Source organism: Streptomyces daghestanicus (genome assembly GCF_020521275.1).
GTDB lineage: Bacteria > Actinomycetota > Actinomycetes > Streptomycetales > Streptomycetaceae > Streptomyces > Streptomyces griseoviridis.
The window spans coordinates 993,710-1,016,465 of record NZ_BNDX01000008.1 but is presented as its reverse complement, the minus strand read 5'-3'; the positions used below and the strand labels follow the sequence as shown (position 1 = coordinate 1,016,465).

Sequence of the window (22,756 nt, the reverse complement as noted above, 5' to 3'; positions counted from 1 at the left end):
CCTGACGGTGCGCCGACAGGACCGTCCCGTACTGTCGTTCCATGCCACGCCGCACCGCGACGATGCTCGCCTCCACCCTGATGCTGATCGCGCTCCTGTGCGCGGGAGTCTTCATCCCCGTGCCGTACGCGGAGATGTCCCCGGGGCCGACGGTGAACACGCTGGGCGATCACGACGGTGAGCCGGTGCTCCAGATCTCCGGGCACAAGACGTACGAGGCGAGCGGCCACCTCAACATGACGACGGTCCGCGTCACCAGCGCCGACTACAAGATGAACCTCGTCGAGGCCGTCTACGGCTGGCTCGCCCACGACAACAAGGTCGTGCCGCACGACACGCTCTACCCGGACGGCAAGACCGAGGAGCAGTCCACCCAGGAGAACGCCGAGGAGTTCAGCCAGTCCCAGGAGAGCGCCAAGGTCGCGGCCCTGAAGGAGCTGGACGTCCCGGTGAAGTCCTGGGTGGTGGTCTCCACCGTCGTCAAGGACTCCCCGGCCGAGGGCGAGCTGCACGCCGGTGACGTGATCAAGTCGGTCGACGGCACGGCGGTGAAGCAGCCCGCCGACGTCGCCGAACTGGTCACCCGGCACAAGCCCGGCGAGGACGTGACGTTCACGGTCGTGCCCGCCAAGGAGCAGGCCGCCGCCGAGAAGGAGAACCGGACGGCGACCACCACCGAGAAGGTCACCATCACCACGGCCGCCTCCGACGACACCGGAGAGAAGCGCGCCATCGTAGGGATCTCCGCCGGGACCGACCACACCTTCCCGTTCAGCATCGACATCAAGCTCGCCGACGTCGGCGGGCCCAGCGCCGGCCTGATGTTCGCCCTCGGCATCTACGACAAGCTGACCCCCGGAGACCTCACCGGAGGCCAGTTCGTCGCGGGCACCGGCACCATCGACGACGACGGCAAGGTCGGCCCGATCGGCGGCATCGAGATGAAGACGGTCGGCGCCCGCGACAAGGGCGCCCGGTACTTCCTGACGCCCGCCGGCAACTGCGCCGCCGCCGCGAAGGACACCCCCGACGGCCTCACCCTGGTCAAGGTGGACACCATCGGCGACGCCCTGGACGCGCTCAAGGGCATCCGGTCCGGGGACACCGGCTCGCTGCCCTCCTGCACGACGGGCTGAGACCTACTCCGCGAAGGTCGCCGCCAGCGCCTCGGCAAGGCCCGGCACCAGGTCGGACCCGGTGAGCACCTCGGTCGGCGTGTCCTTCTCGCGCAGCCGCAGCGCCGACTCGCGCGCCCCGTCGCGCAGCACGGCCACCGTCATGCGGACCTCCTGCCGGTCCGGGTGGTCCGCCACCCACTTCGCCAGCTCGGCCTCGCCCAGACCCTGCGGAACCTGCGCCTCCGCGGACGGCGGCAGCATCAGCCGCTCCACACTCAGGGCGCAGCCGGTCACCGCGTCCGGCCAGGCGATGGTCGCCAGGAACTCGTCCAGCGGCCGGTCCGCCGGCACTTCGTCCTGCTCGATCGGGGTGAGGCCGGCGGACTCGCCCTCGTTCTGGAGACCGAGCCGGTCCGCGAGCGAGGGCTGCTCGGCCTGAAGTCGTGCGGTGTCTACGAGGGCGAAGAGGCGGGCGGGCTGGTCCCAGCCGAGGCCGGACACGTACTCGTCGATCTCGAGCACGGACCGGGTCAGCGGGCTCGCCGCCATGGGGGTGTTGGACATGGTCACAATCCTGCCTCGTTCGGGGCCGGAATCGGGAACCGAGTAAACGATGAGTAAGTTGCATGAGTGTGGGCCCGCGAGTACGGGGGCGCACGGAGGGCCCACGAACCCGGGGGTCTGAGGACTTACGACAGCGAACTTCGAGGTGCGCACCTTGGCTTTCCAGATGCCGGACCGCGGCGGAGGCCCGACAGGGCCACGGATCAGAGTGGGACGACCGTCCCGGCGCGTCCGGACGCTGCTCCTGACGCTGGGCGTCCTGGCCGTGCTGGCCATGGCGTTCACCATGTTCGCGGGCTTCTGGACGGACTGGCTCTGGTACCGGTCGGTCGACTACTCGTCGGTGTTCACCACGACCCTGTGGACGAAGATCGGACTGTTCTTCGTCTTCGGCCTGCTGATGGCCCTCGCCGTGGGGTTCAACATCTGGCTGGCCCACCGCATGCGCCCGCCGCTGAGCGCCATGTCGATGGAGCAGCAGAACCTCGACCGGTACCGGATGGGCATCGCGCCCTACAAGAAGTGGCTGCTGCTCGGCATCACCGCCCTGGTCGGCCTGATCGCCGGTGCCTCGGCGGCCGGCCAGTGGCGCACGTGGCTGATGTGGGTCAACGGCGTGCCGTTCGGCCAGAAGGACCCCCAGTTCAAGCTGGACGTGGCCTTCTACGCCTTCGACCTGCCCTGGTACCGGTTCCTGCTCGGCTTCGGCTTCGCCGCCGTGATCATCTCCGTGATCGCCGCCGCGCTGACGCACTACCTGTACGGCGGGCTGCGCGTCACCAGCCCCGGCGCCCGCGCCACGGGAGCGGCCACCGGCCACCTGTCCGTGCTGATCGGCATCTTCGTCGCCCTGAAGGCGGTGGCGTACTGGCTGGACCGCTACGGACTGGCGGTGAAGTCCAGTGACTTCAAGGCCACCGACAACTGGACGGGCCTGCGGTACGTCGACGCCAACGCCTATCTGCCGGCCAAGACGATCCTGTTCTGCATCGCCGTCATCTGCGCCCTGCTGTTCTTCGCCACCATCTGGCGGCGCACCTGGCAGCTCCCGGTGATCGGCTTCGGCCTGATGGTGCTCTCCGCCATCCTGATCGGCGGCCTCTACCCGGCGATCGTGCAGAAGTTCCAGGTCCAGCCGAACGAGCAGGCCAAGGAGGCGCCGTACGTCGAGAAGAACCTGGCGGCGACCCGGGACGCGTACGGCATCGACGGCACCGAGGTCACCGAGTACGACGGCAAGAGCGACACCAAGGACCTGACGCGGCTGCGCGACGACGTCTCCGACACCGCCAGCATCCGCATCATGGACCCGAACATCGTCTCGCCGACGTTCCAGCAGCTCCAGCAGATGCGGAAGTACTACGCCTTCCCGACCAACCTGGACGTCGACCGCTACAGCAAGGACGGCTCGGACCAGGACACGGTCATCGGCCTGCGTGAGCTGAACCTGGCGGGCGTCGACAAGCAGAACTGGATCAACAACCACTTCCGCTACACCCACGGCTTCGGTGTGGTCGCCGCCAGGGGCACCGAGGTCGACCCCGAGGGCCGCCCGGTCTTCACCGAGTCCAACCTGCCCTCCAAGGGCGACCTCGGCACGTACGAGCAGCGGATCTACTACGGCGAGAAGACCAGCACGTACTCCATCGTCGGCGGTCCCCAGAAGGAGATCGACTACTCCGACGACAGCGGGGAGAAGACCACCAGCTACAAGGGTGACGGCGGGGTCGACCTCTCCAACCCGGTCAACCGGGCGGCGTACGCGGTGGCGTTGAACGAGCCGCAGATCCTCTACTCCGGGGCGATCGGCGACGGTTCGAAGATCCTCTACAACCGCACCCCGAAGGACCGCGTCGAGGCGGTCGCGCCCTGGCTGACCATCGACGGCGACGCCTACCCGGCGGTGGTGGACGGCCGCATCCAGTGGATCGTGGACGCCTACACGACCACCAACGGCTATCCGTACGCCTCGCGCACCACTCTCGGCGACACCACCGCCGACTCGCTGACCGCGACCAACGACAACCGCGCGGTGGTCGCCCAGCAGAACCAGGTCAACTACATCCGCAACTCGGTGAAGGCGACCGTCGACGCGTACACCGGCGAGGTCAAGCTCTACCAGTGGGACACCCAGGACCCGGTCCTCAAGACCTGGATGAAGGCGTTCCCCGACACGGTGCAGCCCAAGTCGGAGATCTCCGGCGCCCTGATGGCCCATCTGCGCTACCCGCAGGACCTGTTCAAGGTCCAGCGCGAGCTGCTCAGCCGCTACCACGTGGAGGACGCCGAGACGTTCCTCAGCGGCAGCGAGGTCTGGCAGGTGCCGGGGGACCCGACCAACAAGTCGGGCGACGCGGTGCCGCCGTACTACCTGAGCATGAAGATGCCCGACCAGGACCAGCAGTCGTTCTCGCTGACGACCACGTTCACGCCCAACGGGCGGGACAACCTCAGCGCGTTCATGGCGGTCGACGCCGAGGCGGGCACCAGCGGCTACGGCAAGATCAGAATCCTGAAACTGCCGACCAGCACGACCGTCGACGGCCCCAAACAGGTGCAGAGCCAGTTCAACTCCGAACAGGACATCGCCGAGTCCATCAGGCTGCTCAGAGGCGGCGACTCGGAGGTGGAGTACGGCAACCTGCTGACGGTGCCGCTCGACGGCGGACTGCTCTACGTGGAGCCGGTCTACGTCCGCGGCGGCGGCCTCAAGTACCCGCTGCTGCGCAAGGTGCTGGTGACCTACGGCGGCCAGACCGCCTTCGAGGACACCCTGGACGAGGCCCTCGACAAGGTCTTCGGCAAGGGCAGCGCGGCGGCCGAACCGCCGGACGAGGGCGACGACACCGCCGAACCGCCGCCGACGTCGAGCGACCCGACGGTCCAGCAGGCGCTCGACGACGCCCAGGCGGCCTTCGACGCCGGCCAGAAGGCCCTCCAGGAGAACGACTGGACGGCGTACGGCGAGGCCCAGAAGGACCTGGAGGAGGCACTGCGCCGGGCCGAGGACGCCCAGGCCGAGGCGGACCGGAGCGGCAGCGGCGGCAAGAACGGCGACAGCGCGTCCAGTCCGTCACCGAGCGCGAGCGACAGCGCATCCCCGGACAGCGGCTGACCGGCCCGTGGTCGGCCTCCCTCCCGCGCCGTGATAGGTTGAGAACACAACGGCGCGGGGTGGAGCAGCTCGGTAGCTCGCTGGGCTCATAACCCAGAGGTCGCAGGTTCAAATCCTGTCCCCGCTACTGAAGTCGGACACAGCACGTGGACGGCCGCGAAGGCCCGGATCTCATGAGATCCGGGCCTTTGTCGTGTGCCGGGACGCGTGTCCGGCCGGCCCGACGGCCGCGCCGCCTACGGGAGTTGGGCGATCTGTGTTTGACTTGTCTCTCTGTGGGCATGTCGACAAAACGCTGAAGTGACCTCACTGACTGCGGTATACCGGGTGTACCCAGGTTGCAGGTGGTGCGACGATGGACGTTATGGGGGACATGGCAACTCTGTTCGAGACGGGGCGATTTGTGCAGTCATCCGGCCCCGGCGGGACCGGGGACGAGACCGAGGCCGCCGACGAGGCGGCCGAGGAGGTGCGCCGGCGGCTCGCCGCCGAAGCCGGTGACGTCGAGGCGAAGAGTGTTCTCGGGTCGATGCTGCTGCGCCGCGGTGATCTCGACGGAGCCGAACCCCACCTGCGGGCCGCCACCGCGGCCGGGGACCGTGCCGCCGCCAACAACCTGGGCGTCCTGCTGCACCAGCGCGGGTACGCCGACGAGGCCGCCGGCTGGTGGCGGATCGCCGCCGTCGCCGGATCGGCCGCCGCGGCGCACGCGCTGGGCCGCCACTTCCGCGAGCGCGGTGACGAGCCCGCCGCCGAGTACTGGCTGCGCCAGTCCGCCGAGCAGGGCCATGTCCTCGGCGCCTACGCCCTCGCCGACCTGCTGGAACACCGCGGTGACACGGCGGCCGAGCGCTGGATGCGGATGGCCGCCGAGCGGGGGCACCGGGAGGCCGCGTACCGGCTGGCCCGCGCCCTGGACCGGCGGGCCGCGCGGGAGACCGGTGGCGACGGCGAGCAGCGGAGCGCGGCCGACGAGGCCGAGCAGTGGTACCGGCAGGCCGCGGCCCGCGGCCACCGGCGGGCCGCGCTGCACCTCGGCGCGATCCTGGAGCGGCGCGGCGAGCTGAAGGAGGCCGGGCGCTGGTACCTGACCTCCGCCAAGGACGGCGAGGCGCGCGCCGCCTGCGCGCTGGGCTTTCTCCTGCGCGACGCCGGGGACACCGAGAGCGCCGCCGTCTGGTGGCTGCGCGCCGCGCAGGACGGCGACGGCAACGCGGCCAACGCGCTGGGCGCGCTGCACGCCGAGCGGGGCGAGCACCAGACCGCCGAGCGCTGGTACCGGGCGGCGATGGACGCCGGCGACGACAACGGCGCGTACAACCTCGGCCTGCTCTGCGCCGCGCAGGGCCGCACCCAGCAGGCCGAGCAGTGGTACCGGCGCGCGGCCTACGCCGGGCACCGGGAGGCCGCCAACGCGCTGGCGATCCTGCTGCTCCAGAGCGGCGACCGGACCGGTGCCGAGCCCTGGTTCTCCAAGGCCGCCGAGGCGGGCAGCGTGGACGCCGCCTTCAACCTCGGCATCCTGTACGCCGGGCGCGGCGCCGACGAGGAGGCCCTGCGCTGGTACGAGCGGGCCGCCTCCGCCGGGCACGCCGAGGCCGCGCTCCAGGTCGGCATGGCCCGGCTGCGCGACGGGGACGAGCAGGAGGCCGAGCGGCACCTGCGGTGCGCGGCCGGCGCGGGCAGCGCCGAGGCGGCGTACCGGCTGGCCGCGCTGCTGGACGCCCGCCGGCCGCCGGAGCCCGCGCACGAGCTGGGCGAGCCGGCGCACGAGAAGACCGAGTGCGAGGAGTGGTACGAGCGGGCGGCCGGGCAGGGCCACCGCCGCGCCCAGGTCCGGGTCGGCATGCTGGCCGCGGCGCGCGGCGACGTGGTGGAGGCCGCCCGCTGGTACAGGGCGGCGGCCGAGGCCGGGTCCCGCAACGGCGCGTTCAACCTGGGGCTGCTGCTGGCCCGCGAGGGCAGCGAGCCGGAGGCGGCCCTGTGGTGGACCCGCGCCGCCGACGCCGGTCACGGCCGGGCGGCGCTCCGGCTCGCCCTGGTCTGCGCGCGCCGCGGGGAGCTGTCCGAGGGGCAGCGGTGGGCCGACCGCGCGGTCACACTGGGACCCACCGAGGTGGCCCGGCGGGCGGCCCGGCTGCGGGACGCGCTGCGGGAGGAACTGTCGGCGTGAGCGGGAGTGCGTCGCGCCCCACGCGGGTCCTTCGCGGGCGCGGGGGCGCCGCTCGTGCCGGGCGTGCGGCGGCGCGGGCGCCGTTCACTGCCGTCATCTGCGGGCGCGGGCGCCGTTCGTGACGCCGTCCGACAGGCCGGGTGCGGGCGCCGTTCACACCGAGGCGCGCGTCGGGCTCAGGGGCGCCGGCCGGGGCGGGCGCGCGGCGCACTCCTGTGGCGCCCGGCCGCGCGGGGGCGCATCACGTCCCCGGCGGCACCCGATTTGCTTCCGCCCGCGACCTTGACGTAATGTTGCATTCATCGCCGCGGGGTGGAGCAGCTCGGTAGCTCGCTGGGCTCATAACCCAGAGGTCGCAGGTTCAAATCCTGTCCCCGCTACTGATGGCCGAGGGCCGGAATCCGAAAGGGTTCCGGCCCTCGGTGCGTTGCCGGGGCCGGCGTGTCCCGTGGCACGAAAAACCCCGGCACCTCATCGGTACCGGGGAAGCGGCAGGTTCAGGCCGCGGCGCAGTTCGGGCAGATGCCGCGGTAGGTGACCTCGACGTCCGACACCGTGAAGCCGAAGCGCTCCGAGTCGGGGAGGTCGGCCAGCGGATTGCCGGACGGGTGGACGTCCCGGATGGCGCCGCACTGGGCGCAGACCAAGTGGTGGTGCGGCCGGTGCGCGTTCGGGTCGTAGCGCTTGGCGCGCTTGTCCGTCGCCACCTCCAGCACCTCGCCGAGCGAGACCAGCTCGCCCAGGGTGTTGTAGACGGTGGCCCGGGAGATCTCGGGCAGCTTCGTCACGGCCCGGGCGTGCACCTCGTCGGCCGTCAGATGGACGTGCTCGCCGTCCAGGACCTCGGCCACGACGCGCCGCTGGGCGGTCATGCGCCATCCACGTCCACGCAGCCGTTCCAGTAGGTCACTCATGCCAACCAGCCTAACAGCCAGGGGAGCCAGGTCCCGAACCAGTGTGACTTTGGAGCCTTACTTGACTTAGACATTGTCCATTGTAGGATCGGCTACGGCTTCGGCCAAGGGACAGGTACAGCAGAAATGGCGCAGGAGGCCCACGTGACTCAGGGACCGCTCACTACGGAGGCCGGAGCTCCGGTATCCGACAACCAGAACAGCGAGACGGCCGGTGTCGGTGGCCCCGTGCTCGTCCAGGACCAGCTCCTCCTGGAGAAGCTGGCCCACTTCAATCGCGAGCGCATCCCGGAGCGCGTCGTGCACGCCCGTGGCGCCGGCGCCTACGGCACCTTCAAGGTCACCGCGGACGTCACCCCGTACACCCGTGCCGCCTTCCTCTCCGAGGTCGGCAAGGAGACCGAGGTCTTCCTCCGCTTCTCCACCGTGGCCGGCAACCTGGGCGCGGCGGACGCGGTGCGCGACCCGCGCGGTTTCGCGGTGAAGTTCTACACCGAGGAGGGCAACTACGACCTCGTCGGCAACAACACCCCGGTGTTCTTCATCAAGGACGCCATCAAGTTCCCCGACTTCATCCACACCCAGAAGCGCGACCCGTACACGGGCTCGCAGGAGGCGGACAACGTCTGGGACTTCTGGAGCCTGTCGCCCGAGTCGACGCACCAGGTGACCTGGCTGCACGGCGACCGCGGCATCCCGGCCTCCTACCGGCACATGGACGGCTTCGGGTCGCACACCTACCAGTGGAACAACGAGGCCGGCGAGGCCTTCTGGGTGAAGTACCACTTCAAGACGGACCAGGGCATCAAGAACCTGACCGCCGAGGAGGCCGAGATCCTCGCGGGCAAGGACCCCGACTCCCACCAGCGCGACCTGCGCGAGGCCATCGAGCGCGGCGACTACCCGTCCTGGACGGTCGGCGTGCAGATCATGCCGGTGGCCGAGGCGGCGACCTACCGCTTCAACCCGTTCGACCTCACCAAGGTCTGGCCGCACGCGGACTACCCGATCCACTGGTTCGGCAAGATGGAGCTGAACCGGAACCCGGAGAACATCTTCGCCGAGGTCGAGCAGTCGATCTTCTCCCCGGCGCACTTCGTGCCCGGCATCGGCCCGTCCCCGGACAAGATGCTCCAGGGCCGCCTCTTCGCCTACGGCGACGCCCACCGCTACCGCGTCGGCATCAACGCCGACCACCTGCCGGTGAACCGCCCGCACGCCACCGAGGCGCGCACCCACTCCCGTGACGGCTACCTGTACGACGGCCGGCACAAGGGCGCGAAGAACTACGAGCCGAACAGCTTCGGCGGCCCGCACCAGACGGACCGCGCGCTGTGGCAGCCGGTCGCGGTCACCGGTGTCACCGGCGAGACCGTCGCCCCGGTGCACACCGAGGACAACGACTTCGTCCAGGCGGGCAACCTCTACCGGCTCATGACGGAGGACGAGAAGGAGCGCCTGGTCGCCAACCTGGCGGGCGGCATCTCCCAGGTCTCGCGCGAGGACATCGTCGAGCGCGCGATCAACAACTTCCGCCAGGCGGACCCCGACTTCGGCAAGCGGCTGGAGGCCGCGGTCCAGGCCCTGCGCGGCTGACAGCACTGGACCGCTTGTCGTGGCGGCGGGCCGGGCTCCCCTTCACCGGGGACCCGGCCCGTTCCGTCGTGGTCAGGCGGGTACCCGGGCCGGCACCCAGCAGCGGATGATGTCGCGGACCGAGACGATGCCCGCCGGCTCGCCGCGGTCAAGGACGATCAGGTGGCGGAAGCCGCCGCGGGTCATCGCGCCGGCCGCCTCCTCCAGTGTCCAGGACGGCGCGGCGAAGACCACGTCACCGGTGGTGTGGGCATGGGTGCGCTCGGCGTCCGGGTCCTGGCCCCGGCCGAGGGAGACGAGGATGTCGCGTTCGGTGAGGATGCCGATCTGCTCGGCGTGAGGATCGTGGACGACGGCCGCGCCCACCCGCCGGGCGGCCATCAGGGCGGCGGCCTGGCGCAGGGTGTGGTCGGGGCCGATGGTGAGGACGACCGTGCTCATGGCGTCGCGGACGAGCATGGGTGGAGCCACCTCCTGGTGAGTCCCGAAGGCCCCTCCGGGTCAATCCATGAGCTAGTTCATGGATTCACAAGTTCACAAGGAGGGGGACTCTCAGGGTGGCAGGCAAAGAGCGGGCAAACAAGAGGGCCGTCAGTGCCGTCCGCCGAGGTGGCGGAGCAGCTCGTCGTGGAGCAGTCCGTTCGACGCGGCCGCGTCGCCGCTGTGCGGGCCCGGCCGGCCGTCGAGCCCGGTGAAGGTGCCGCCGGCCTCCGTCACCACGATCGCCGGCGCGGCCATGTCCCACAGGGACAGCTCCGGCTCGGCGCAGAAGTCGACCGCCCCCTCGGCGACCATCATGTACGGCCAGAAGTCGCCGTACGCGCGCGTGCGCCACACCTTGCGGCTCAGGTCCAGGAGGCCGTCCAGCCGCCCCCGCTCCTCCCAGCCGCCGAGCGAGGAGTAGGCGAAGGACGCGTCGGAGAGCCCGGACACCCGCGAGACGCGCAGCCGGGAGGCCGAGGTCAGACTGCGTCCGGAGAAGGCGCCGTTGCCCTTCGCGGCCCACCAGCGGCGGCCCAGCGCCGGGGCGGAGACCACACCCACCACCGGCTGGTAGCCGCCCTCGCCCGCCTCCATGAGGGAGATCAGCGTGGCCCACACCGGGACGCCCCGGACGTAGTTCTTGGTGCCGTCGATCGGGTCGATCACCCAGCGGCGCGGACCGGTGCCCTCGACGCCGTACTCCTCCCCGAGGACCGCGTCGCGCGGGCGGGCGCGCTGGAGATGCCCGCGCAGCAGTTCCTCGGCCGCCTTGTCCGCCTCGCTGACCGGCGTCATGTCCGGCTTGGTCTCGACCTTGAGGTCGAGGGCCTTGAAACGGTCCATGGTCGTCGCGTCGGCGGCGTCCGCGAGGACGTGGGCGAGACGGAGGTCGTCGAGGTAGTCCGGCATGCGGCAACCGTATCCGGCACGGACCCGGCGCAGCCACCAGGGGCGGCCGGGGTGGGGGAAGTCCCGGTGGTGAGCGGCCTCTTGACAGTGTTCCCGGGCGCGTCAAACCTGTGAGCGGAGCCGCTCGCCCCTGGGGAGGCGAAGATGCCTGGAGCGCGGGAGTCCCTGCTCGACGCCGCCGGCGCGGCGCTGGCCCGCCAGCCCTGGTCCGCCGTGCGCATGGTGGACGTGGCCGCCTCCGCCGGGGTGTCCCGGCAGACGCTGTACAACGAGTTCGGCAGCAAGGAGGGGCTCGGGCGGGCGCTGGTGCGCAGGGAGGCGGACGGTTTCCTCGCCGGGGTGGAACGGGTCCTCGCCGGCGCCGGGGACCCGCGGGAGCAGCTCACCGCGACCGCCGAGTGGACCACGTCGGCGGCCCGCCGGAGCGCGCTGGTACGGGCCCTGCTCACCGGATGCTGGGAGCCGCGGCTGCCCGCGCCGGCGCTCGCGGCGGTGCCGTCCACCTCCGTGGTCCCCGCCCAGCGCCGGGCGGACGGGCCGCTGCCCTCACCCGGGGAGCTGGTGGTGCTGGTGCGCGACCGCGCCGCGGCGACCCTGTCCGGCAGCGCGCCGGCGGAGACCACCGACCTCTCCCGAGCCTGTGAACTCGTCGTCCGGCTCGCCCTGTCCTGCGTGACCGCGCCCCCGGCCGAGGGCCGTGTCGCCGACCTCGTGCGGACGGTACTGCCGGGGCGGCCGGCGCCCTGACGGCCGTACCGGATCAGTGGCCCGGCGCCTTGGCGCCTTCGCGGCTCGGTGGCTCAGTGCGAGGAGCCGGAGAGCTGGAGGCCGATGACGCCGAGGATGACCAGGCTGATCGAGACGATCTTCAGCGTCGACACCAGGTCGCCGAGGAAGATCATCCCGTAGATTGCGGTGCCGGCCGCGCCGATGCCGGTCCACACCGCGTACGCCGGACCCACGTCGAGCTTCTTCAGGGAGAGGGTCAGCAGGCCGAAGCTGCCCAGCGCGAAGGCGGCGAAGGCGATGGTGGGCCAGAGCCGGGTGAAGCCGTGCGACAGCTTGAGGCAGACGGCGAATCCGGTCTCCAGCAACCCGGCCACTATGACCAGCAGCCACGCCATGGGTGGTCCTCCCGTAGATCCAAGGTTCCGTGACCGCTTCGCCGGGCTTTTGCTCGCGCTTGGTTCCGGCTTGGTGCGATTATGCACTTACCGGCGCCGGGGGAGCGCAAACAACGCGAAGGTCAGTCGCCCTCCGTGCGCTCCCGTGTCGCGAGCAGCCGGCGCAGCGAGTACAGCCGCGCCGGGTCCGCGTGCCCCCCGGCCACCCAGTCGTCCAGCGCGCAGTCCGGCTCGTCGTGGCTGCACGCGCGGGGGCAGCCCGCCGTGCCCGGCTCCAGGTCGGGGAAGGCGTGGATCACACGCGACGGGTCGACGTGGTGCAGCCCGAACGACCGTACGCCCGGAGTGTCGACGACCCAGCTGTCGGGGGCCGCCAGCGGCAGCGCGAGCGCCGAGGTGGTGGTGTGCCGGCCGCGCCCCGTCACCGCGTTGACATGACCGGTCGAGCGGCGCCGGTCGTCCGGGACCAGCGCGTTGACCAGCGTCGTCTTGCCGACGCCGGAGTGGCCGACGAACGCCGTGATCTTGCCGGTGAGATGGTCGCGGACCCGCTCGGCGGCGTCCCCGGTCTCCAGTTCCTCGCGGCTGGTGACGACATGGGGGATGTCCAGGGCGCCGTACAGCTCCAGGAGCTTGTCCGGCGGGGCCAGGTCCGACTTGGTCATCACCAGCAGCGGGGTCAGACCGCCGTCGAACGCCGCGACCAGGCAGCGGTCGATCAGCCGGGGGCGCGGCTCGGGGTCGGCGAGGGCGGTGACGATGGCGAGCTGGTCGGCGTTGGCGACGACCACCCGCTCGAAGGGGTCGTCGTCGTCCGCGGTGCGGCGCAGCACCGAGGTGCGCTCCTCGATGCGGACGATCCGCGCCAGGGTGTCCTTCTTGCCGGACAGGTCGCCGACGAGGGCGACCCGGTCACCGACCACCGCCGCCTTGCGGCCCAGCTCCCTGGCCTTCATCGCCAGGACCGTACGGTCCCCGACCAGGCAGGTCAGCCGGCCCCGGTCGACGGTGAGGACCATGCCCTCGGCGGCGTCCTCGTGCTTGGGGCGGATGGTGGTCCGGGGCCGGGTGTTGCGGCGGCCCGGACGGGTGCGGATGTCGTCCTCGTCGGTGTGCTTGCCGTAGCGGCGCATGGCTTGTCCCGCGTCCCTAGGCCCCGAGCATCCCGGTCCACAGCTCGGGGAAGTCCGGCAGGGTCTTCGCCGTCGTCGCCACGTTCTCGATCGTCACGTCCTTCACCGCCAGGCCGAGGATCGCGCCGGCGGTGGCCATGCGGTGGTCCTCGTAGGTGTGGAAGGTGCCGCCGTGCAGCGGACGCGGGCGGATGTGCAGGCCGTCGGCGGTCTCGGTGACGTCACCGCCCAGCTCGTTGATCTCCTTGGTGAGCGCGGCCAGCCGGTCCGTCTCGTGCAGGCGCAGGTGGGCGACGCCGCGCAGGGTCGAGGGGGAGTCCGCGAGGGCGGCGACGGCCGCGATGCCCGGGGTCAGCTCGCCGACCTCGGAGAGGTCCACGTCGATGCCGTGCACGGCCCCCGAACCGGTGAACACCAGCCCGTGGTCGGTCAGTTCGCAGGAGCCGCCCATCTCGGTGAAGATCTCGCGCAGCCGGTCGCCGGGCTGGGTGGTGCGGGCCGGCCAGTCCGGGACGGTGACCCGGCCGCCGGTGACCAGCGCCGCCGCGAGGAACGGCTGGGCGTTGGAGAGGTCCGGCTCGATGGTCAGGTCGCGGCCGAGCAGGGCACCCGCGGTGACCCGCCAGACGTTGGGCTCGCCGCCCGACTCCGGGGTGTCGACCTGGGCGCCGACCGCGCGCAGCATGTCGACGGTCATCCGGATGTGCGGCATGGAGGGGAGCGCGGAGCCCGTGTGCCGGACCTCGACGCCCTGGTTGAAGCGCGGGCCGGAGAGCAGCAGGGCGCTGACGAACTGGGAGGAGGAGGAGGCGTCGATCGCCACCGGGCCGCCCTCCAGGGCGCCGCCGCCGTGCACCGTCAGCGGCAGCGCGCCCCGGCCGTCGTCGTCGATCCGGGCGCCGAGCGCGCGCAGCGCGTCGATCACACCGTGCAGCGGACGCTCATAGGAGCGCGGGTCGCCGTCGAAACGGACCGGGCCGTCGGCGAGGGTGGCGACCGGGGGCAGGAAGCGCATCACGGTGCCGGCGTTGCCGACGTCGACGGTGGCCGGGCCGCGCAGGCCGGCCGGGATGACGCGCCAGAACTCACCGGTGCCGTCCGGCCCGACGCCCTCCTCGATCCCCACGCCCAGCTCGCGCAGCGCGCCCGCCATCAGCAGGGTGTCGCGGGAGCGCAGCGGGCGGCGCAGCCAGCCGGGCTCGGAGGCGAGGGCGGCCAGCACCAGGGCCCGGTTGGTGACCGATTTGGACCCGGGCACGTGGACGGTCGCATCGACGGCTCCGCTCGCGTGCGGGGCGGACCAGAGGGCGGTGTGCGCGGGGTTCAGCGTCATGAAGGCCACTTTAGTGGCTGAGAGCGATCGGAGATCGTGATCAAAAGTGTCGAAACCTGACCGAAACACCGGCATGGTAGGTGCCGCGCATATATGCGTTCGATCTCACCGCGAAGGCGTCCCGGACGGCCCGGTTCACAGCTCCAGCAGCCAGCGTCCCCCGCCGATCAGCGAGCACAGCGACACCATGTGGAACAGGAAGAACCAGACCCCCGCCGGCGCGTGCGTCAGCCGGGCCAGTTGGTCCGCGTCGGAGTCCCCGGCGCCTCCCCGGGACCGCTTCGCCTGGAGCTCCAAGGCCGGGCGGACCCCGCCGAGCAGCAGGAACCACACCACCGCGTACGCGAACGCCGCCTGCACCTGCGGCCCGGCCAGCCAGGACACCAGGACGAAGGCGCCGCCGGCGAGCAGGACCGTCAGCGCCCCGTAGGCGTTGCGGATCATCACCAGCAGGGCGAGCAGCAGCGCGGTCGCCAGCCACAGCAGCAGCGTGATGCGGCCCGCGCCCAGCAGCGCGGCGCCGCCCAGGCCCAGCAGCGGGGGAGCGGTGTAGCCGGACGCCGCGGTGAGGATCATGCCGAGGCCGGTCGGCTTTCCCCGGCTGACGGTCAGGCCGCTGGTGTCCGAGTGCAGGCGGATGCCGGTGAGCCGCCGGCCGGTGAGCAGCGCCACCAGTCCGTGCCCGCCCTCGTGGGCGATGGTGACGGCGTTGCGGGCTATCCGCCAGGGCCGGTGGGGCACGACGACCGCCAGCGCGGCGACCAGGGTGGCGATCACCACCCACAGGCCGGGATCGGGCTGGGTGCCGGTGACCTCGTCCCAGAGCGAGGTGGCTGTGGTGCTGTCCATCTGCGGTGAGGGCCCCTCCGGTCCGGTGGAATCTGGCAGTGTTGCACGTATGTGCGGACGGTATGCGGCGAGTCGTGGACCCGAGGATCTCGCAGGAGTCTTCGAGATCGAGAAGTGGGAGCCCACGGAGACGGTTCTGGAGCCCGATTACAACGTGGCCCCCACGAAAGAGGTCTACGCCGTCCTCGACCGCCCCCTGAAGGACGCCGGCGACCCCCGGCCGGTTCGGCAGCTGCGGAAGCTGAGGTGGGGGCTGGTCCCCTCCTGGTCCAAGACGCCCGAGGGCGCCGCCCGGATGATCAACGCGCGGGCCGAGACCGTGCACGAGAAGCCCTCCTACCGCCGCGCCTTCGCCACCCGCCGCTGCATCCTGCCCGCCGACGGCTACTACGAGTGGGTCACCGGCGAACAGGAGCGCGACCTGGAGGTCGAGGGCAAGAAGAAGCGGCCGCGCAAGCAGCCGTACTTCGTGACACCGGCCGACGGATCGGTCTTCGCGATGGCCGGGCTCTACGAGTTCTGGCGGGACCGCACCCTGCCCGACGACCACCCCTCGGCCTGGTGGGTGACCTGCTCGGTGATCACCACGGAGGCCGAGACGGCCCCGCTCGCCGTCGCCCCCGCCGAGGGCCCGCGCGCCCTCGCCGACATCCACCCCCGGATGCCGCTGATGCTCACCCCGGACCGCTGGGACGCCTGGCTCGACCCGGCCCGTACCGACCCGGCGGAACTGCGCGGGCTGCTCGCGCCGCCGCCCGCGGGGCTGATGCGGGCGTACCCGGTCACCACCGCCGTCAGCAACGTCCGCAACAACGGGCCGGAGCTGCTGAAGGAGCTGGAGGGGCCCGAGGAGGGCACACTCTTCTGACGTGACCCCTGATGTGACGGTGACGGAAGAGACCACCGAGACGGAAGCGGGGACCGCCCGCGTCACCTGGCACTCCGCCCGGGACGCGCGGCTGGTCCTGGCCCTCGGCCACGGCGCCGGCGGCGGCATCGAGGCCCGCGACCTGCGGGCGCTCGCCGCCGCCCTGCCCGCGCACGGCGTGAGCGTCGCCCTCGTCGAACAGCCCTGGCGGGTGGCCGGCAAGAAGCTGGCCCCCGCGCCGAAGACCCTGGACGCCGGCTGGCGGGGCGTCTGGCCCGCGCTCGCCGCACCCGGCCCGCCGGTGATCGCCGGGGGCCGCAGCGCCGGCGCCCGCGTGGCCTGCCGTACCGCCGCCGAGCTGGGCGCGCGGGCCGTGCTCGCCCTCGCCTTCCCGCTGCACCCGCCGGGCAGGCCGGAGAAGTCCCGCGCCGACGAGATGCTCGGCGCCGGCGTGCCCACCCTCGTCGTCCAGGGCGGCAACGATCCGTTCGGCAGGCCCGCCGAGTTCCCCGAGGGACCCCACGACCTGGTCGAGGTGGCCTGCGGCGACCATGGCTTCGCCGTCCCCAAGCGGGCCCCGGCCGGCCAGGACGAGGCGCTCGCGCTGCTCACCGACGCCGTCCTGGAGTGGACCGGGTCACTGGCCTGAACGGCCGGGAATGAGCGGTGCCGCACGACTGTTGTGCCAGGCGAACGTGCTGGTGCCGCCAGCAGGGACGCCGTAGAGAGGAAGTCCGCCGCATGGGTTTCACCATCTGCCCGGCCCGTGGCAGTCGTCCTGACCTTGAGTGGTCGGTGCTGCACGCGGCGAGGACCGCCCCTGTCCGGGCGGCGGGCGGACCGGGAAGTCGTCTATCCTCCGATTCGAGCGGGGCCGGATTCGGTTCCGTGACGGCATTGGAGGAGGTGGGTCCGGTCACCGGTACCGACGCAGGGACCGACAACGGCCAGGCGGAGCAGCCCGAGGGCCGGGGCGGCGCTGGAGCGGAGACGACCGCGGAGCGCAGCGCGCGCTTCGAGCGGGACGCGCTCGAGTTCCTCGACCAGATGTACTCGGCGGCGCTGCGCATGACGCGCAACCCGGCGGACGCCGAGGACCTCGTGCAGGAGACGTACGCCAAGGCGTACGCGTCCTTCCACCAGTTCCGCGAGGGCACCAACCTCAAGGCATGGCTCTACCGGATCCTCACCAACACCTTCATCAACTCGTACCGCAAGAAGCAGCGTGAACCGCAGCGCAGCGCGGCCGAGGAGATCGAGGACTGGCAGCTCGCCCGCGCCGAGTCGCACATGTCGACCGGCCTGCGCTCCGCGGAGTCGCAGGCGCTCGACCACCTGCCCGACTCGGACGTGAAGCAGGCGCTCCAGGCGATCCCCGAGGAGTTCCGCATCGCCGTGTATCTGGCGGATGTCGAGGGCTTTGCCTACAAGGAGATCGCGGACATCATGGGGACGCCCATCGGCACCGTGATGTCACGGCTGCACCGGGGGCGCCGTCAGCTGCGCGGCATGCTGGAGGACTACGCCCGCGACCGCGGACTGGTCCCCGCCGGCGCCGGAGAGTCGAACGAAGCGAAAGGCTCGGGGTCATGAGCTGCGGAGAGCCGCACGAGACGGAGTGCAGCGAGATCCTCGATCATCTCTACGAGTTCCTCGACAAGGAGATGCCGGACACGGAGTGCACGAAGTTCGAGACGCACTTCGAGGAGTGCTCGCCGTGCCTGGAGAAGTACGGGCTCGAGCAGGCCGTGAAGAAACTGGTGAAGCGGTGCTGCGGGCAGGACGACGTGCCCGGTGACCTCCGCTCCAAGGTCATGGGCCGGCTGGAGCTGATCCGGTCCGGGGAGGCCGTCCCCGACCACGACGTCTCGGCGGCGCCCCCGGCGTCCCAGGAGACCTGAGGCGCCCCGCATCACCCGAGCGTGCCGACCGGCGGGGCACGGCGAGGTCGCTCGCCGTGCCCCGCCGCGGTCTTACCTCCCGCGCGGCTGGGTAACCCATGGGTAATGAGCGCCCCTCCAGCCGTACGTGGTTTGATGCGCAGGAGAGGGTGTCCGGGGGGCGGAAAAGGCACAGCCAGCCCACAGAACGGAACTGGCAGGCGGGAATCGTGAGGATCTTCGGCAAGGGACGGCACCGGCCCTCCGCCTCCTGGCGGCAGGCCACCGACCGTGCGTTCACCTTGATCGGCGACGGCAGGTACGAGGACGCGGGGGCGCTGCTGACGCGGGCCGCCGATCTGGAGCCCTGGCTGTCGGAGTCATGGTTCAACCTCGCCCTGCTGCACAAGTTCCGGCACGACTGGGAGCAGGCCAGGACGGCCGGCCTGCGGGCGGTCGCCCTCCTCGACCGGGACACCGGCGCCCCCGACTGGTGGAACGTCGGCATCGCCGCGACCGCCCTCCAGGACTGGCCGCTGGCCCGTCGCGCCTGGCAGGCGTACGGGCTGCGGCCCCCGGGCGCCGCGACCGACTCCGGTGAGCCGCTCGGCATGGAACTGGGCAGCGCGGCCGTACGGCTCTCCCCCGAGGGGGAGGCCGAGGTCGTGTGGGGACGGCGGCTCGACCCCGCCCGCGTCGAGGTGCTGTCGATCCCGCTGCCGTCGTCCGGGCGGCGCTGGGGCGAGGTCGTGCTGCACGACGGCGTCCCGCACGGCGAGCGGACCACCGCCGCCGGGCACGCCTACCCCGTCTTCGACGAGATCGAGCTGTGGGCGCCGTCGCCCGTGCCGACCTGGGTCGTCCTGCTGGAGGCGGCGACCGAGGCGGACCGGGACGCGCTGGAGCAACTGGCCGCCGACGCCGGGTTCGCGGCGGAGGACTGGTCGTCGTCGGTACGGCTGCTGTGCCGGATGTGCTCGGAGTCGCGGATGCCGTCCGACGAGGGCGACGGGGAGCACCTCGACCCGCACGACCACAGCGAGCCGGGGCATCCGGGGCCGCTGGGGCACCGGACGGACGGGCAGCTGTGGGTGCCGGAGCGGGAGTGCGGGGTGGCCGCGCCGGCTTCGCTGGTGCGGGGGCTCCTGGACGGGTGGGTCGCGGACAGTCCGGATTCGAGGGACTGGCGGGATCTCGAGGAAGTCTGTTAGGCGCCTGTGCGTGGGTGGCTGAGCGCGCCGTTCCCCGCGCCCCTGCCGGGGCGCGTTCCCCTTTACCCTGTATCAAGCATCAGACCCGGGTTTCACTGAGGAAGGCGTACGTCCGTCATGGCGCAGCAGGACACCGATCAGCAGCACGTGGGCGTGCTTCCCGTGGATGACGAGGGGTACGTCGTCGACACGGAGGACTGCGAGGAGCGTGAGGCCGCCTGGCGGGAGCGCGGGACCTCGCGGCCCATCACGGTGGTCGGGAACCCGGTGCTGCACAAGGAGTGCAAGGACGTCACCGACTTCGGCGAGGAGTTCCAGCAGCTCGTCGCGGACATGTTCGCCAGCCAGCGCACCGCCGAGGGCGTCGGCCTCGCCGCCAACCAGATCGGTGTCGACCTCAAGGTCTTCGTCTACGACTGCCCCGACGACGAGGGCGTCCGGCACGTCGGGGTCGTCTGCAACCCCAAGCTGGTCGAGCTGCCCGCCGAGCGGCGCCGCCTGGACGACAGCAACGAGGGCTGCCTGTCCGTGCCGACCGCGTACGCGCCGCTCGCCCGCCCCGACTACGCCGAGGTGACCGGGCAGGACGAGAAGGGCAACCCGGTCAAGGTGCGGGGCACCGGCTACTTCGCGCGCTGCCTCCAGCACGAGACCGACCACCTGTACGGGTACCTCTACATCGACCGGCTGTCGAAGCGGGAGCGCAAGGACGCGCTGCGGCAGATGGCCGAGAACGAACCCCGCTACCCCGTGGTCGCCAACGACTGACACGGACCACCTGCCCCACCCCTCTCCTTCGAACGGCGTCTGTCCTGGAACACCCCCCGGAACAGGCGCCGTTCGCGTGTCCGCCCCGGAAGCCGCCACACACCAGGAGAATTCCGGCACCGCCCGTAGCGAATGAGGCGAATCCGTTCCCATTCCAGTCAGTTGTAGGGCTGAATGGGAGGGCGTTGCTACGTAACGGCGCACACTCGGCAAGCGGGAGCAGTGCGCCACCGGCGGCTGAGAGGGGCTAGTCCATGCTTGCTTTCCCAACCGGCACCACAGCGACACCGACCGCGATCGCGGTCCCACCCGCGCTCCGGCTCCCTCTGATCGAGGCGGCATTTCCCCGGCGGCTCCATGAGTATTGGCCAAAGCTTCAGGAGAAGACCCGCGCCTGGCTGCTGGAAAAGCGGCTGATGCCCGTGGACACGGTGGAGGAGTATGCCGATGGCCTGTGCTACACGGACCTCATGGCCGGCTACTACCTGGGCGCCCCCGACGAGGTCCTCCAGGCGATAGCGGACTACAGCGCCTGGTTCTTCGTCTGGGACGACCGGCACGACCGGTACGTGGTCCACGGCCGGGCCGGCGCCTGGCGGCGGCTGCGGGACCGGCTGCACACGGCACTCGACTCCCCCCGAAGTCACCTGCACCACGAGGACGCGCTGGTCGCCGCCTTCGCGGACAGCGTGGGGCGGCTGTACGCGATCCTGCCGGGGACGTGGAACGCCCGGTTCGCCCGGCACTTCCACGCGGTGATCGACGCCTACGACCGGGAGTTCCACAACCGGACCCACGGCATCGTCCCCGGCGTCGAGGAGTACCTGGCGCTGCGCCGCCTCACCTTCGCGCACTGGATCTGGACGGACTTGCTGGAGGCCAGTGCCGGATGCGAACTCCCGCCCGCCGTACGGAAACACCCGTCCTATCGTCGTGCGGCGCTGCTGAGCCAGGAATTCGCCGCCTGGTACAACGACCTCTGCTCGCTTTCCAAGGAATTGGCGGGCGGCGAGGTCCATAATCTCGGAATCAGCCTCATCACACATGACGAAATGACCCTGGAAGAAGCGACGGCGGAACTCAGGAACCGCATACAGGAATGCGTGGTCGAATTCATGGTGGCCGAGGGGGAGGCCCTGCGGTTCGCCGACGGCCTGGCCGACGGGACCGTACGCGGAAAAGAACTCGGTATCGCCGTGCGCACCTGTGTGGGCAACATGCGGAACTGGTTCAGTTCCGTCTACTGGTTCCACCACGAGTCCGGCCGGTACGCGGTCGACAGCTGGGACGACCGATCCACGCCACCGTACGTCAGCAACGAAGCGGCAGGTGAGTAATGAGCGTCGAGTCCGTCAACTCCCGCCCCACGACGGTGGCGGGAACCCTGCGGGAACCACCCGTCGCCGGCGGTGGTCTGCCACTGCTCGGCCACGGTCCGCAACTGGTCCGCGACCCCCTGGGCTTCATGGCCCGGCTCCGCGACGACGGTGACGTGGTCCGCATCCGCCTCGGCCCCAAGACGGTGTACGCCGTCACCGCCCCGCACCTGACCGGAGCACTGGCCCTCAGTCCCGACTACATCATCGCCGGGCCGCTCTGGGAGTCCCTGGAGAGCCTGCTCGGCAAGGAGGGGGTGGCCACCGCCAACGGCCCGATGCACCGGCGGCAGCGGCGCACCATCCAGCCCGCCTTCCGGCTCGACGCGATCCCCGCCTACGGGCCGGTCATGGCCGAGGAGGCGTACGCGCTGGTGGAGCGGTGGCGTTCCGGGCAGGTCCTCGACGTCACCACCGAGTCGTTCCGGGTGGCCGTGCGGATCTCCGCGCGTTGCCTGATGCGCGGCAGCTACATGGACGACCGGGCCGACCGCATCTGCGCCGACCTCGCCACCCTCTTCAGCGGCATGTACCAGCGCATGGTCGTCCCGCTCGGACCGCTTTACCGGATCCCCGTGCCGAGCAACCGCGAATTCAACCGGGCACTGGCCGATCTGCATCTCCTGGTGGACGAGATCGTCGCCGACCGGCGGGCGAGCGGACAGAAACCGGACGATTTGCTGACGGCTCTGCTGGACGCGACGGACGAGAATGGCGAGCCCATCGGGGAACAGGAGATCCACGATCAGGTCATCGCCATCCTCACCCCCGGCAGTGAAACCGTCGGTTCCGTGCTCATGTCGCTACTCCTGGTGCTCACCGAGCATCCGGAACTGGCCGACAAGATCGGCGACGAGGTGAAAAGGGTCGTCGGTGACCGCCCGGTCGCATTCGAGGACGTCCGGGAACTGACGTACACCGCGAATGTGGTCGTCGAGACAATGCGGCTGTATCCCGCCGTCTGGATTCTGACCCGCCGTTCGGTTGCCGAGACCGACCTCGGCGGGTACCGCATCCCGGCCGGGGCGGACGTGATCTACAGCCCGTACGCGGTCCAGCGCGACCGGCGCTCGTTCGACCGGCACGAGGAGTTCGACCCCGACCGGTGGCTGCCGGGGCGCGGCGGCCAGGTACCGAAGCACGCGATGGCGCCGTTCGGCGTCGGCAACCGCAAGTGCCCCAGCGATCACTTCTCGATGGCCGAACTGACCCTGCTCACCGCCGTGATCGCCGCCGCCTACCGGTTCGAGCACGCGCCCGGCTCGGACACCCGGCCCCGGATCGGCATCACGCTCCGGCCCCGCGGGCTGAAGCTGCGGGCCCTGCCCCGCTGACCCCGGCG

21 protein-coding genes and 2 tRNA genes are annotated in these 22,756 nt (G+C 71.3%); 15 read left to right on the top strand and 8 right to left on the bottom strand.

Annotated features, from left to right (window positions below; translation table 11 throughout):
• Window positions 1-41: 41 nt before the first annotated feature.
• On the top strand, window positions 42-1,136 hold the full coding sequence (locus Sdagh_RS13925) for a YlbL family protein (RefSeq protein ID WP_189415182.1): 1,095 nt from the start codon (window positions 42-44) through the stop codon (window positions 1,134-1,136).
• Between the two features lie 3 nt (window positions 1,137-1,139).
• On the opposite strand, the gene Sdagh_RS13920 is transcribed toward Sdagh_RS13925, so the two are convergent.
• Window positions 1,140-1,682: a PPA1309 family protein gene (locus Sdagh_RS13920; RefSeq protein ID WP_189415180.1), complete on the bottom strand. Its 543-nt coding sequence runs from the start codon at window positions 1,680-1,682 to the stop codon at window positions 1,140-1,142.
• Between the two features lie 166 nt (window positions 1,683-1,848).
• On the opposite strand from Sdagh_RS13920, the gene Sdagh_RS13915 reads away from it, so the two are divergent.
• The 4 genes from Sdagh_RS13915 (at window position 1,849) to Sdagh_RS13900 (ending at window position 7,350) form a co-directional block, all read left to right on the top strand.
• On the top strand, window positions 1,849-4,797 hold the full coding sequence (locus tag Sdagh_RS13915) for a UPF0182 family membrane protein (protein WP_189415537.1): 2,949 nt from the start codon (window positions 1,849-1,851) through the stop codon (window positions 4,795-4,797).
• A gap of 53 nt (window positions 4,798-4,850) precedes the next feature.
• Window positions 4,851-4,924: transfer RNA gene (locus tag Sdagh_RS13910), tRNA-Met, on the top strand.
• 228 nt (window positions 4,925-5,152) lie between these two features.
• Window positions 5,153-6,970 carry a tetratricopeptide repeat protein gene (locus tag Sdagh_RS13905; RefSeq protein ID WP_189415178.1) on the top strand — a complete coding sequence of 606 codons (1,818 nt, stop codon included), beginning with the start codon at window positions 5,153-5,155 and terminating at the stop codon, window positions 6,968-6,970.
• A gap of 306 nt (window positions 6,971-7,276) precedes the next feature.
• Window positions 7,277-7,350 (top strand) — tRNA-Met (locus Sdagh_RS13900).
• A gap of 117 nt (window positions 7,351-7,467) precedes the next feature.
• On the opposite strand, the gene Sdagh_RS13895 is transcribed toward Sdagh_RS13900, so the two are convergent.
• Window positions 7,468-7,884 (bottom strand): Fur family transcriptional regulator, encoded by a 417-nt coding sequence (locus Sdagh_RS13895; protein WP_189415176.1) that lies wholly within the window; start codon window positions 7,882-7,884, stop codon window positions 7,468-7,470.
• A gap of 144 nt (window positions 7,885-8,028) precedes the next feature.
• Between Sdagh_RS13895 and Sdagh_RS13890 the strand changes: the two genes are divergently transcribed.
• Window positions 8,029-9,480, top strand: a complete 1,452-nt coding sequence (locus Sdagh_RS13890) for a catalase (protein WP_226535107.1) — start codon at window positions 8,029-8,031, stop codon at window positions 9,478-9,480.
• A gap of 72 nt (window positions 9,481-9,552) precedes the next feature.
• On the opposite strand, the gene Sdagh_RS13885 is transcribed toward Sdagh_RS13890, so the two are convergent.
• Together Sdagh_RS13885 and hisN are read right to left on the bottom strand one after the other, a co-directional pair.
• Window positions 9,553-9,939, bottom strand: a complete 387-nt coding sequence (locus Sdagh_RS13885; RefSeq protein ID WP_189415172.1) for a CBS domain-containing protein — start codon at window positions 9,937-9,939, stop codon at window positions 9,553-9,555.
• Between the two features lie 132 nt (window positions 9,940-10,071).
• Window positions 10,072-10,872: a histidinol-phosphatase gene (gene hisN / locus Sdagh_RS13880; RefSeq protein ID WP_189415170.1), complete on the bottom strand. Its 801-nt coding sequence runs from the start codon at window positions 10,870-10,872 to the stop codon at window positions 10,072-10,074.
• 144 nt (window positions 10,873-11,016) lie between these two features.
• On the opposite strand from hisN, the gene Sdagh_RS13875 reads away from it, so the two are divergent.
• Entirely contained in the window at window positions 11,017-11,619 is a 603-nt protein-coding gene (locus Sdagh_RS13875) for a TetR/AcrR family transcriptional regulator (protein WP_190077478.1), read from the top strand.
• Window positions 11,620-11,672: 53 nt separating this feature from the next.
• On the opposite strand, the gene Sdagh_RS13870 is transcribed toward Sdagh_RS13875, so the two are convergent.
• The 4 genes from Sdagh_RS13870 to Sdagh_RS13855 all read right to left on the bottom strand — a co-directional run bounded on the left by Sdagh_RS13870 (window position 11,673) and on the right by Sdagh_RS13855 (window position 15,311).
• The gene (locus Sdagh_RS13870; protein WP_189415166.1) at window positions 11,673-11,996 is read right to left on the bottom strand and encodes a DMT family transporter; all 324 of its coding nucleotides are present in this window, start codon (window positions 11,994-11,996) and stop codon (window positions 11,673-11,675) included.
• 122 nt (window positions 11,997-12,118) lie between these two features.
• The gene (rsgA, locus tag Sdagh_RS13865) at window positions 12,119-13,129 is read right to left on the bottom strand and encodes a ribosome small subunit-dependent GTPase A (protein ID WP_189415163.1); all 1,011 of its coding nucleotides are present in this window, start codon (window positions 13,127-13,129) and stop codon (window positions 12,119-12,121) included.
• 16 nt (window positions 13,130-13,145) lie between these two features.
• Window positions 13,146-14,462: a 3-phosphoshikimate 1-carboxyvinyltransferase gene (aroA, locus tag Sdagh_RS13860; protein WP_190077477.1), complete on the bottom strand. Its 1,317-nt coding sequence runs from the start codon at window positions 14,460-14,462 to the stop codon at window positions 13,146-13,148.
• Between the two features lie 135 nt (window positions 14,463-14,597).
• Window positions 14,598-15,311, bottom strand: a complete 714-nt coding sequence (locus tag Sdagh_RS13855) for a M50 family metallopeptidase (RefSeq protein ID WP_190077476.1) — start codon at window positions 15,309-15,311, stop codon at window positions 14,598-14,600.
• Between the two features lie 49 nt (window positions 15,312-15,360).
• Here Sdagh_RS13855 and Sdagh_RS13850 point away from each other — a divergent pair, with 49 nt between their 5' ends.
• The 8 genes from Sdagh_RS13850 (at window position 15,361) to Sdagh_RS13815 (ending at window position 22,748) form a co-directional block, all read left to right on the top strand.
• Window positions 15,361-16,179 (top strand): SOS response-associated peptidase, encoded by an 819-nt coding sequence (locus Sdagh_RS13850; RefSeq protein WP_189415157.1) that lies wholly within the window; start codon window positions 15,361-15,363, stop codon window positions 16,177-16,179.
• Between the two features lies 1 nt (window position 16,180).
• Window positions 16,181-16,828 (top strand): alpha/beta hydrolase family protein, encoded by a 648-nt coding sequence (locus tag Sdagh_RS13845; protein ID WP_190077475.1) that lies wholly within the window; start codon window positions 16,181-16,183, stop codon window positions 16,826-16,828.
• Window positions 16,829-17,085: 257 nt separating this feature from the next.
• Complete coding sequence (gene sigR, locus Sdagh_RS13840) at window positions 17,086-17,772, top strand: RNA polymerase sigma factor SigR (RefSeq protein WP_189415536.1); 687 nt, start codon at window positions 17,086-17,088, stop codon at window positions 17,770-17,772.
• Window positions 17,769-18,080 (top strand): mycothiol system anti-sigma-R factor, encoded by a 312-nt coding sequence (gene rsrA / locus Sdagh_RS13835; protein ID WP_189415154.1) that lies wholly within the window; start codon window positions 17,769-17,771, stop codon window positions 18,078-18,080. Before sigR ends, rsrA begins: the two co-directional genes overlap by 4 nt.
• Before the next feature lie 209 nt (window positions 18,081-18,289).
• Window positions 18,290-19,270 carry a tetratricopeptide repeat protein gene (locus Sdagh_RS13830; protein WP_189415152.1) on the top strand — a complete coding sequence of 327 codons (981 nt, stop codon included), beginning with the start codon at window positions 18,290-18,292 and terminating at the stop codon, window positions 19,268-19,270.
• A 117-nt stretch (window positions 19,271-19,387) separates the two neighbouring features.
• Window positions 19,388-20,038 (top strand): peptide deformylase, encoded by a 651-nt coding sequence (gene def, locus Sdagh_RS13825; RefSeq protein ID WP_189415150.1) that lies wholly within the window; start codon window positions 19,388-19,390, stop codon window positions 20,036-20,038.
• 254 nt (window positions 20,039-20,292) lie between these two features.
• Entirely contained in the window at window positions 20,293-21,375 is a 1,083-nt protein-coding gene (cyc1, locus tag Sdagh_RS13820) for an epi-isozizaene synthase (protein WP_189415148.1), read from the top strand.
• A complete protein-coding gene (locus tag Sdagh_RS13815) occupies window positions 21,375-22,748 on the top strand; it encodes a bifunctional albaflavenone monooxygenase/terpene synthase (RefSeq protein ID WP_190077474.1) in 1,374 nt (457 codons plus the stop codon). Before cyc1 ends, Sdagh_RS13815 begins: the two co-directional genes overlap by 1 nt.
• Window positions 22,749-22,756: the final 8 nt, after the last annotated feature.